The organism is Longimonas sp. (genome assembly GCF_040409695.1).
Taxonomy (GTDB): Bacteria; Bacteroidota; Rhodothermia; order Rhodothermales; family Salinibacteraceae; genus Longimonas.
Genome location: NZ_JARWGJ010000145.1, coordinates 16,702 through 27,966, shown reverse-complemented (window position 1 = coordinate 27,966; position 11,265 = coordinate 16,702). Strand labels below are relative to the sequence as shown.

The 11,265-nt window shown below is 53.1% G+C and carries 7 protein-coding genes and 1 pseudogene; 7 read left to right on the top strand and 1 reads right to left on the bottom strand.

Annotated elements, in window-relative coordinates; all coding sequences use genetic code 11:
- From PPP56_RS09025 to PPP56_RS08995, 7 genes and pseudogenes are all read left to right on the top strand, one after another.
- Positions 1-356, top strand: a pseudogene (locus tag PPP56_RS09025) (hypothetical protein); the annotation flags it as partial.
- Between the two features lie 23 nt (positions 357-379).
- Positions 380-2,185, top strand: a complete 1,806-nt coding sequence (locus tag PPP56_RS09020; RefSeq protein WP_353563714.1) for a UvrD-helicase domain-containing protein — start codon at positions 380-382, stop codon at positions 2,183-2,185.
- 137 nt (positions 2,186-2,322) lie between these two features.
- A complete protein-coding gene (locus tag PPP56_RS09015) occupies positions 2,323-4,041 on the top strand; it encodes a type I restriction-modification system subunit M (protein WP_353563713.1) in 1,719 nt (572 codons plus the stop codon).
- Positions 4,038-5,978 (top strand): DUF8451 domain-containing protein, encoded by a 1,941-nt coding sequence (locus tag PPP56_RS09010; protein WP_353563712.1) that lies wholly within the window; start codon positions 4,038-4,040, stop codon positions 5,976-5,978. The genes PPP56_RS09015 and PPP56_RS09010 overlap by 4 nt, the downstream gene beginning before the upstream one ends.
- Positions 5,975-7,258 carry a restriction endonuclease subunit S gene (locus PPP56_RS09005; RefSeq protein ID WP_353563711.1) on the top strand — a complete coding sequence of 428 codons (1,284 nt, stop codon included), beginning with the start codon at positions 5,975-5,977 and terminating at the stop codon, positions 7,256-7,258. Before PPP56_RS09010 ends, PPP56_RS09005 begins: the two co-directional genes overlap by 4 nt.
- Before the next feature lie 65 nt (positions 7,259-7,323).
- Complete coding sequence (locus tag PPP56_RS09000; protein WP_353563710.1) at positions 7,324-7,581, top strand: hypothetical protein; 258 nt, start codon at positions 7,324-7,326, stop codon at positions 7,579-7,581.
- A gap of 47 nt (positions 7,582-7,628) precedes the next feature.
- Positions 7,629-10,601: a type I restriction endonuclease subunit R gene (locus PPP56_RS08995; RefSeq protein WP_353563709.1), complete on the top strand. Its 2,973-nt coding sequence runs from the start codon at positions 7,629-7,631 to the stop codon at positions 10,599-10,601.
- A gap of 192 nt (positions 10,602-10,793) precedes the next feature.
- Here the strand turns inward: PPP56_RS08995 and PPP56_RS08990 are convergent, their stop codons facing one another.
- The gene (locus PPP56_RS08990) at positions 10,794-11,198 is read right to left on the bottom strand and encodes a hypothetical protein (protein ID WP_353563708.1); all 405 of its coding nucleotides are present in this window, start codon (positions 11,196-11,198) and stop codon (positions 10,794-10,796) included.
- Positions 11,199-11,265 lie beyond the last annotated feature (67 nt).

The following is an 11,265-nucleotide window of genomic DNA, read 5'->3' as shown; positions in this document are numbered from 1 at the left end:
GGGTCGAGATCGGTCGCCGCGCGCCACTCGAAGGGGCAAAAGCAAATTCTACCTGTGACGCTCTCATAACGTCACATTGCACTCACGAAAAACATCTTCGTGCATTTGTAGAGGGCGATACACTCCATAAGCTGCTCGAAAATAAAATCCGTGAGGAAGACCGACTGGAGATCCTGATGCAGATTGAAGATGATGACAGGCAACGATCTGCTCTCTTTGCAACCTGCTATTTGGAGTGCGTGAAAGGTAAGGGGGAGCATGCACAAGCACTAAACTTGCAGCTGCTTGAGGCAGGCAAGGCGGCCTACGAGGTTCCTGAGTACATTAGCAATGCAATTGAATGGGTATGCCAATGAGCAGTAAAATGACTCAAGGTGTCTTGGAAGAGGCTCAAGAGATCACATCGGGTTCAACTCTCGACGATATTGAAACGCACTTTCGCATTTTAGCGGGACCTGGAGCCGGAAAGACATACTGGCTCGTCAATCACATTAAAAAGGTAATCAGGCATTCCAAAAGACTCGGGCCTAATCAGCGCATTGCCTGCATTTCCTACACTACGGTAGCCGCAGATGAAATTGAGTCTCGGCTCGGTCCAGCGGCAGCACATGTTGACGTATCGACGATCCACAGTTTTCTCTATCGCAATCTTGTCGGTCCCTACCTTCCGTGGGTCACTGATGATTCAGAACAGCCAGAGGTTGACTACAACAACGTTGACGGACACACTCCTCATAGTCCCATCACTCCTATTCTGAAAGATTGGGTGGAGGAGGTTTCGAACATGAGTCTATGGCAATTTGACGACAGAGAAGCAATATCAAAGTACCTAAAGAAGTTAAGGTGGGGCTGGAATCCAGAAGACCAGAGTTGGGAGCTTGTACGTCCAGGTTATTCACCTGAAGATTATTTCCCGTGCAGTGAGTCCAATCTGCGTATCTACAAAAAGCGATACTGGGATGCTGGGATTATCGACCACGAAGACGTCTTATACTTCGCGCTCCGCATCCTCAATGAGAATCCTGAAATCGAAAGATTTTTGGCATCTCGGTACCCATACATATTCGTTGACGAGTTCCAAGATACCAATCCAGCCCAAACAGAGGTGCTCAGAAAGCTTGCAGGATCGGGGTCTATAACGGGCGTGATAGGAGATGAGGAGCAGGCTATTTTTAAGTTTGCAGGTGCGAAACCGCAGGACCTATTGAGTTTTAGTCCGTGCGGTCAGAAAACCTATCGTATCACAACGAATCGTCGCAGCACTAAACCGATACTCGATCTTCTGAACCGGATCCGAAAAAGTAATGCTCAGAAGGTTCATTCAGAGAAGGGCCTCGAAGAAGAGTCTCCCATGGTGCTTGTAGGCAGGTCAGATGCACTTCAAGAGTACGTTCGAAATGAGGTGGACCAGGAGGTTAGGACGTTGGCCCGTAAAAACACTCTCGTTCGTCGCCTCGCGGGGTCCACGTTGCCCGAAAAGCAATATGATGAGGCTTGGGAGAAGCTCTCCAGCAGTGACCCGGATCGGACTGAATGGTTACAAGCCGTAATTGAAGCCACAAGAGAGGCAAGTGGTGACAACCCACGCTATGGGCAGGCTGTTAAAATCATTTATCGTGGCCTCAAAACGAGAAATGGACGGCTCCTGAAGTCAGTCTTTACTAAAAGGGGAGATCGCAAGTTATCACGTGTTGAAAGACGACGGGCTGCCGCATCTCTGCTGCCATTTCTATTGTCCAGGCAGTCATCTCACAAAAAGATGACCGGACTGGACTTTTACTTGAACGTCAGAGAGCAGATGAACAAGATCCTTCCGAACACGCCCCTCAAGAAGCCCTCACGAGGTGAGTACCACAACCTGCTTAAAGAAACTCACTACAACACATTGTACGCTACCGCCCGCTTGCACAGTGGTGACGGGAAAGTGAAAACTATACACAAAGCCAAAGGGGAAGAATACCCGACAGTTCTCATCCTACGTGAGAGCAATGATGGGAAAGAAGATGAACCACAGTTAATTCGTCATGTCCTGAATCCAGATAGTACAGAAGGCGAAGAGCGTCGTGTTACGTACGTTGGACTCAGTAGAGCAGAAAAGCGCCTTTTCATCGGTGTAGAGAGGCTTTCAGAGGATTTGGAGGCTACTCTCAAAAAGATAGGACTGGATGTTAAGCACATAAGCTAAGGGTGCTTTCCGAAGGCTCCGGCAAAACAGCTCGATGTAACTGAACACGGTATATCTTTTCCTCCCACCTCTTTGACTTTCAGCTTCTCCAGGCCGTACACTGTGAGTGTGCTGTCCCCTCCACTCATCCCTTCAACATGACACACTTCCAAGACAAGGCCAACTTCATCTGGCAAGTGGCTGACGACATCCTGCGTGGTACGTTCAAGTCGCATGAGTATGGGGATGTGACGTTGCCTTTTGTGGTGCTGCGTCGTCTCGATTGCGTGCTGAACGGGCAGAAGGATGAGCTCATCAGCACGTACAACTCGTTCAAGGACGCTCTTGAGCCCGACCAGCTGGAGGAGGTCGTCCTCAATTCGACCGACGGGCTTAACTTCTACAACGTGTCTGACTACGACCTGGAGCGGCTGACGGAAGACGCGAACAACATCAAGCTCAATTTCAATGCGTACCTGAACGGCTTCTCGAAGAACGTCCGGGACATTCTGAAGCATTACCGGCTCGGGCCCATCGTTGAAAAGCTGGATGCCAATGACCTGCTGTTTCTGATGTGCGACAAGTTCACTGAGGTGGACTTACATCCAGATATGGTGAGTAACCATGAGATGGGCTACATCTTTGAGGAGCTACTGCGCCGGTTCTCGGAGATGGCGAATGAGACGGCGGGGGAGCACTACACGCCCCGTGAAATCATCCGCCTGATGGTAAACTTGCTGCTGGCGGAGCACGAAGACGACCTGGAAGGAAAAGGTATCGTCCGGAGCATCTACGACCCGGCCTGTGGCACGGGCGGCATGCTGACTATTGCGAAGGAGCACATCCAGGAGGTTAATCCAGAAGCGGATGTGCTGATGTTTGGCCAGGAGCTTAACGACCAGTCGTATGCCATTGCGAAGTCGGACTTTCTGATTACGGGTGAGGATCCGAACAACATCAAGCTGGGCACGAGCTTCTCGAACGACCAATTCAAGGGGGAGCGGTTCGATTACATGCTCTCCAATCCGCCGTTTGGCGTGTCCTGGAAGAAAGAGAAGGAGTTCATCCGGAATGAGGAGGGCGATCCGAACGGACGCTTTCAAGCCGGCACGCCACGGCTGAGTGATGGGGCGCTCCTGTTCCTGCAGCACATGATCTCGAAGATGGAAAGCCGCGGCAGTCGCATTGCGGTTATCTTCAACGGTTCGCCGCTCTTTACAGGCGATGCCGGGTCTGGAGAAAGCGACATCCGAAAGTGGATCATTGAGAATGATTGGCTCGAAGCCATTGTGGCACTGCCTGAGGAGCTGTTCTACAACACGGGCATTGCTACATACATTTGGATCGTAACCAACCGGAAGCCCGACGACCGGAAAGGCAAGATCCAGCTCGTTAATGGAGCAGACTTCTACACGAAGATGCAGAAGTCACTTGGAAATAAGCGCAATTACATTTCGGATGCGCAGATCGAGCAAATCACGAATCTCTACACCGCTTTTGAGTCGGGGGAGCACGTCAAGATCTTCGACAACGAAGAGCTTGGCTTCCACAAGGTGCGTGTGGAGCGCCCGGAGCGCAATGAGGAGGGCGAGATCGAACGCAAGCGCAATGGCGATCCGAGATCGGATACAAGTCTGCGCGACTATGAGCGCATTCCGCTCACGGACGATGTGCAAGACTACTTCGAGCGCGAAGTAAAACCGCATGTGCCAGATGCGTGGATCGACGATTCGTATCACCGAATAGGGTACGAGATCAACTTTACGCGCCACTTCTACGAGTACGAAGAACTGCGCTCCGTTGAGGAGATCAAACAAGACATTCTTGATCTCGATGCAGAAACCGAAGGACTCCTTCACGAAGTACTGAATGCATGAACATTAAGGAGTTGATCAAAGAGCTGAACGAATTGGATGAGAGCCGTCACATTGAAGCAAAGACGGCCTCCGAAATTGGGAAGGCACTGATGGAAACCGTCACTGCATTTGCTAATGAGCCCGGTATGGGAGGCGGATATCTATTGTTGGGGGTGGCTAAAGAAGAAGGTACGCTATTCCAAGACGAGTATGCTGTTACGGGCATCGCAGACCCAGACAAGGTATCCGCTGATCTCGCTTCAAAGTGTCGTTCGATGCTCAATGTACCCATCCGCCCAGTCATCGAGCGAGAAGAGATCAACGGCAAGATTGTGATGAGCGTTTTCGTCGATGAGGCACAGCCTGATCAGAAACCGGTTTACATTAAAAGCAAGGGCTTGCCGAAGGGCGCATATCGACGCGTTGGCTCAGCCGATCATCGCTGCACAGATGATGACTTGACTACGCTTTTTCAGGGACGTTCAACGCGAAAATACGATGGTACAGTGCTCCCTGACACGAGCCTGCGTGATCTTTCCGGGGAAGCCATAACAGCGTATAGAAAGGAGAGACGGAAGCGCGACCCCGATGCGCCGGAGTTGGAGTGGAATGATGAGGAGCTACTTCGTTCGCTCCGGCTCGTGCGAGAAGACACGAACGGAGCGCTTCGGTTTACAGTGGCTGGGATGCTTCTCTTTGGCTCTCGGGCGGCCGTGCGCGACTTCTTCCCGGTAGCGCGTGTAGATTACATACGCGTGCAGGGACGAACGTGGGTGCCCGATGCCCGTGACCGGTTCACGAGTCTTGACATGCATGGGCCGATTTTCGAGACGATTTACAAAGCGGAAGCCGCGATCATGGACGATCTGCCGGTTGCGTTCTCACTGCCGGAAGGAAGCATGCATCGCGTGGATAAGCCGGTTATTCCCCGTGATGTGATTCGCGAGGCGTTGGTGAATGCTCTGATGCATCAGGACTATCAGGCCAATAGCCCGATGCAGATCATTCGCTACAGCAACCGGATTGAGTTTCGGAACGCAGGCTTCTCGCTCAAACCTGAAGAGGAGCTCGGCACGCCGGGATCTGCGCTCCGGAATCCGAAGCTGGCCGGTGTACTGCATCAAACCAAGCTGGCCGAAACGAAGGGGAGTGGCATTGCCACCATGCGGCGGCTCATGCACGAGGCTGATCTTACGCCACCAACTTTTGTCTCTGACCGGGCCAACAACACGTTCACGGCTACGCTGCTCTTGCATCATTTCCTGAGCGCGGAGAATCTGGAGTGGCTCTCCAACTTTGAGCATCTGGACCTGAACCGAGAGGATAAGCAGGCGCTCGTCTTTGCACGCGAGACGGGGCGCGTGACAAACGCGGATTACCGCAACCTGAACGACGTGAGTGATACGCTCACAGCCAGCGCCGCCCTCCGGCGACTTCGAAAAGCGGGGCTTTTGGAACAGCACGATAAGGGATCCGCCACGTACTACACGCCCACGGAGCAGCTCCTCAATCCAACGGTGACGCCGAACGAAGCCTCCTCAATGACACCACCTTCCGGAGAAATGACACCACCTTCCGGAGAAATGACACCAGTTCCCGGAGAAATGACGCGACCTTCCGGGGAAATGACACCACCAAATGACGAGCAATCACAGGAGTTCGAAGAAAAAACGCAGGAGCTGCCAGCTGAGTTGAAAGGCGAATTGGATTCGCTGCCGGGGTGGCTCAGTCGAGAAGATCTTCGGGCGCTGCTTCTTCGGCTATGCCGGGTGCAGGCCTGGAGCGCCGAGGAACTGGCGCGCCTCTTGGATCGCAGCCAGAAGAATCTTGTCCGCAGGCACCTTACGCCCATGGTAGAAGACGGCGTGCTGGTACGTGCGCGCAGGCATGCCAACGACCCGCTCCAGGAGTACCGAGCCGCTGACGATACGTCTCAAAATGACCCATCCAACGCATGAATCAATACCCCGCGTACAAGGAGAGCGACATCGAGTGGTTGGGGGAGGTGCCTGAGCACTGGAGCCTCAGAAAGCTGAAGTACGCCGTTACCCTTACGAAAGAAGACGCTGAAGAGAGGCATGAGGACTTCCAGATCGCCCTCGAAAACATTGAGAGCTGGACAGGCCAATTCATCGAAACCGATAGTGATTACAGGGGGAGCGGGGATGCTTTCGAGAAGGGAGATATTCTCTTCAATAAATTGCGTCCTTATCTTGCGAAGGTATACCATGCTAAGCGAGCAGGCACGCCCGTTGGTGAACTGTTAGTGCTCCGTCCCGAGACCGACGTGCTTAGTCGGTTTCTGTTTTACAGACTTCTATCCGCTGAATTTATCGATGTGGTAGACGGATCCACATATGGTGCGAAGATGCCGCGTGCCAGTTGGGACTTTATCGGTGATCTCTCAATACCAATTCCACCCCTTCCCGAACAACGCACCATCGCGGCCTACCTCGACCGCAAGACTGAGCAGATTGACACGCTCATCGCGAAGAAGCAGCGCCTCATCGATCTGCTCCAGGAACAGCGCACGGCCATCATCAACCGCGCTGTGACGCAGGGCCTTGACCCCAATGTGCCGATGCAGGATTCCGGCATCGAGTGGCTGGGCAAGGTGCCCGCGCATTGGGAGATCTTAGCTTTTAAGTACTGTGCTGATATTGCCACTGGCCAAGTGGACCCTCAGAAATACGAAGAAATGACACTAATTGCGCCAAACCATATCGAGTCAGGCACTGGTAAATTACGAAGTCTCGAAACCGTAGAGGAGCAGGGAGCAACTAGCGGCAAGTATCTCTTCGATAGAGCAGACGTTCTTTACAGTAAAATTCGACCCGAGCTCAGGAAGGTATGCATGGCACCCTGCGACGGGCTGTGCAGTGCTGACATGTATCCAATCACGCCCCGTGACGGGATGCTCCCAGAGTTCTTAATGCACGTCTTATTGAGCGAAAGCTTCTCGCAGTTCGCTGTACTCGCTTCCGAAAGAGTTGCGATGCCGAAAGTTAATCGGGATGCCCTGAACGACTTTATCGTTGTCCGACCTCCGGTCGACGAGCAGCGACAGATTATCGAGCACCTGGCTGGTGACCTATCAAAGATTGACATGGTAGTCGAGCGAGAAAGAGAATTGATCCAGAAGCTCCAAGAACTCCGCACTTCACTCATCTCCGAGATCGTGACCGGCAAGATTGACGTTCGTGACGAACTGCCCGAGCGGGCGGAGGTCGCGGCATGAGCGTTTTACATCGATGGGAGATACACCTAAGGTCAAACTAACTTAAAAGAGATACTGACAAGAGAATGGCAGACGTTTACGAGTCATGTTATCTATGTGAGGGTGAAGGTGTAGTGGAATGGGGCGCCCTCACTGGAGAAGAACAAAATGAAATCGCAGACTATGCGACTGAAGAGGGAGAGACTTTCGATCCTGATGACAACGACCTGTTTGACTGCCCTGAGTGTGAGGGGGATGGTGAGGTTTATATCGGGTGGGAAGAGTCTGCATGGTCAGCGGAAGGCTTCAATAGCAGAGAAGACTGGGAAGACAATACGTTTTAACACAGACGACAGTCATACTTCGCTTCTATTAGAGCTGTTAAATCACTGTGGCATCATACAAAGAGCAAGACTTCGAGACACACATCGTTGAGCACCTCACAGATCCAACACACGGCGATGGCGCATACGTGCAGCGCGCCTCGTCGGACTACGACAAGGAGCTCTGTCTCATCCCCGAGGAGATTATTGCGTTCGTGAAAGCCACGCAGCCGGAGGAGTACGAGAAGCTCCAAGAGCAGTATGGGGCCGATGCGGGGCGCAATCTGTGCATCCGTATCCGCAATACTATTCGACGGTGGGGAGCACTTCGCGTGCTGCGAGAAGGAGTAAAAGATAGAGGAGCTACCATCCAGCTCGTGTACTTTCGCCCCTCCAGCACACTCAATCCAGCACACGAGCAGCTGTACCGGAAGAACCGGCTCAGCGTAGTACGGCAGCTCCACTACAGCACGAAGCACCCCAGTCGCTCGCTCGACCTGGGCATCTTTGTAAATGGCATTCCCATCTTCACCGCCGAGCTCAAAAACAGCCTAACGGGGCAGTTTGTCGAGCAGGCCAAGAAGCAATACCGAAAGAAGCGCAGGCCGCCCGAGCCGCTCTTCCAATTCAAGCGCTGTCTGGCGCACTTCGCTGTTGGGAACGAAAAGGTGTTTTATACCACTCGTCTGGCCGGGGATGACACCTACTTTCTTCCATTCAACAAAGGCATTGAAAACCCGACCAATCCAGACGGCCACAAAACCGCCTATCTGTGGGAAACGGTCTGGCACAAAGACTCTCTGCTCGACCTGTTGCAGAACTACCTCTGCATGCAGATTGACAAAGAGAAGGTCTACGACCCCGAGAAAGGAGCTATCGTCACCAAAGAGAGCGAAACGCTCATCTTCCCACGCTACCACCAGCTCGATGTCGTGCGCAAGCTCCTGAGGGCCGCTCGTGAGGACCGAGCAGGCCATAACTATCTTGTTCAGCACAGTGCCGGGTCGGGGAAGTCGAACTCCATTGCGTGGCTCTCACACGGGCTCAGGCAGCTCTACCGCTCGGGGGAGAAAGAGCGCCTCTTTGACACGATCATTGTGGTAACAGACCGCCGCGTTCTGGATGAGCAGCTTCAGAACACCATCAAGCAGTTTGAGCAGACGGCGGGAACGGTGGTGCCCATCACCAAGACCTCGCAGCAGCTCAAGGAGGCGCTGGAGAAAGGGAAAGACATTCTCATCACGACCATCCAGAAGTTTCCCGTGATCTCCGAAGCCATGTCTGAACTGGAGGGCAACCGGTTCGCCGTGGTTGTGGATGAAGCCCATTCGGGGCAGACAGGAGAAAACGCCAAGCATCTTAAGAAAACGCTCTCCGCTTCCTTGGATGAGGCGGAGGAAAAGGACGAAACCGATGTCGATCTTGAAGACGAGATCGTGCAAGAGATTCGAGCCCGTGGCCAGCAGGCGCATATCTCCTATTTTGCTTTTACCGCGACCCCAAAGAACAAGACGCTCGAACTGTTCGGGCGTAAGAACGAAGAGGGCACGTACGTCCCGTTCCATGTATACAGCATGCGGCAGGCCATCAAGGAGCGGTTCATCCTGGATGTGTTAGACAATTACATCACATTCAAGCGCTACTTCAAGCTGGTCAAGTCCATTGACGAGGACAAAGAATACGAGACGCGAAAGGCGGCGCGAGCGCTCACATCGTACGTAGACCTGCAGCCGCACGCCATTAACACTAAGGCGAACATCTGCCTTGACCACTTTCTGGATGTGACGGCTGATGCCATCAATGGAAAAGGGCGGGCTATGCTCGTTACGCGCTCACGGCTTCACTGCGTGCGGTACTACCTGACCCTGAAGCGGCTCATGAAAGAGCGTGGGCTCTCCGTTGAGCCGCTTGTTGCATTCTCGGGTACGGTCGAAGACCCAGACACTGGTGCGAAGTACACCGAAAGCAGCCTGAATGAGCTTGGATCCAAAACAGACATCCGGGACGCTTTCAAGCTGCCGAAGTACCGCATTCTCATTGTGGCAAACAAGTTTCAGACAGGCTTTGACTGTCCCCCACTCCACACGATGTGGGTAGATAAGAAGCTCGGCGGCGTGTCGGCTGTACAGACGCTTTCTCGTCTCAATCGCACCATGTGGTCAGAAGGGAAGACTGAGGTTGTGGTCCTGGACTTCGTGAATGAGGCCGAAGCCATACAGACCGCCTTCCAAGACTTCTACCAAACCACGTTTCTGGGCGAAGAGACTGATCCAAACAAGCTATACGATCTGGCGGCTGAGCTGCGCAACCTGGAAGTCTACACGCCACAAGATGTAGATGATTTTGCGGAGGTGTTCTTCGATGAGAGTCAACCAGGAGAACAACTGCAGCCCATTCTGGACCGTGTGGTGCAGCAGTGGAGACAACGGGACGAAGAGACGCGAGAAGATTTCCGCTCGCTACTCCAGTCCTTTGCCCGTCTTTATGGATATGTGGGCCAGCTCATTGACTTTGAGGATCCCGATCTTGAAAAGCTGTACGTCTTTGCACGCAATCTGAACCGCAAGCTGCCTCCACGAGAGGGGGGAGGCCTACCACAGGAAATCTTGGACGAGGTGGACCTCGATAGCTTTCGCATCCAGGAAACGTACGATGGATCCCTGTCACTGAATCCACAAGACGGGGAAGTCCAGGGCATTTCCACAACCACCAGTGGACAGGCGTCCGATGCAGAGCGAGAGTACCTCTCGAACATTGTCAGCGCGCTAAACGAAGCGTATGGGCTCGACCTTAGCGAACGAGACAAGATCCGCGTTAAGGAGATCGTAGAAGATGTGGAAACGGACGACTCTGTGGAAGCGGTGATGACCGGGCCCAACTCCCGGTCCAACAAGCGGCACCATGTCAACAAGGTCATCGAGCAAAAAGTGATGGCTCAGGTCAACCACTCCATTGAGCTATTTCAGCGGCTCAACGACCACGAGGTCAAGAAGGAGTTCAAGCGTCGTCTGTTCAACCAGCTCCTTCAGCAATTTGGATAGGCCATAGCAGGTATGGTCCACAAGCCATAATTTCGGCGCACAGGTCTTCTGCGTTCCAAAAGGCCATACCATTCTATGGGTGGTGGTGCAGGCCATAACAATCCATGCTGCAAGAAAACAGACCCATGGGGCTTCATGGCCAAGACATGGCTCACTTGTGGTATGTTGTGGCTCCCAATGCATAAATCCCAGTCAGACCATTTCAGCAGGCTCTTCGTCCTGGAGACTTTCATACGCGCTAACGTAATGGCCATGGCGTGTACGATATCCTATGGTCCGTCCATCCAACTGAACCATTCCTTGGGACTCAATCCGACGCTCAGATCGATTGCGTTCGTAGAGCACTGAGGCAGCGCGAACGGCATCCATAGTGCTTTGGGCATAGATTACGAAGTGTCCCACTGTTATCCCTTCAGGATGGATGCTGAACCCACTGTGTGTCTCGTAGCTGTATCGGCGACCTTCAATCTGAATCCGTCCTTTCGCCTTGATCTCGTTCCCGCGTTCGAGACGACGGTGGAGACGCTCCATTGCTTCACGGCGCAGGTAAGATGGGACATCTGCGTAAACGGTCTGGTCCTGTATGGTAATCTCCATGGGAGGTGTGCAATCAGTTGGCGTGAATCTCCATGGCAATCATGGAAAGCGGGTTCCGGTACTTCCG

What these genes read in the sequence shown, in the direction of transcription:
- PPP56_RS09005 (WP_353563711.1), top strand. Translation starts at nt 5,975, where the DNA reads ATGAATCAATACCCCGCGTACAAGGAGAGCGACATCGAGTGGTTGGGG.
- PPP56_RS09010 (WP_353563712.1), top strand. Translation starts at nt 4,038, where the DNA reads ATGAACATTAAGGAGTTGATCAAAGAGCTGAACGAATTGGATGAGAGC.
- PPP56_RS09000 (WP_353563710.1), top strand. Translation starts at nt 7,324, where the DNA reads ATGGCAGACGTTTACGAGTCATGTTATCTATGTGAGGGTGAAGGTGTA.
- PPP56_RS08990 (WP_353563708.1), bottom strand. Translation starts at nt 11,198, where the DNA reads ATGGAGATTACCATACAGGACCAGACCGTTTACGCAGATGTCCCATCT.
- PPP56_RS09015 (WP_353563713.1), top strand. Translation starts at nt 2,323, where the DNA reads ATGACACACTTCCAAGACAAGGCCAACTTCATCTGGCAAGTGGCTGAC.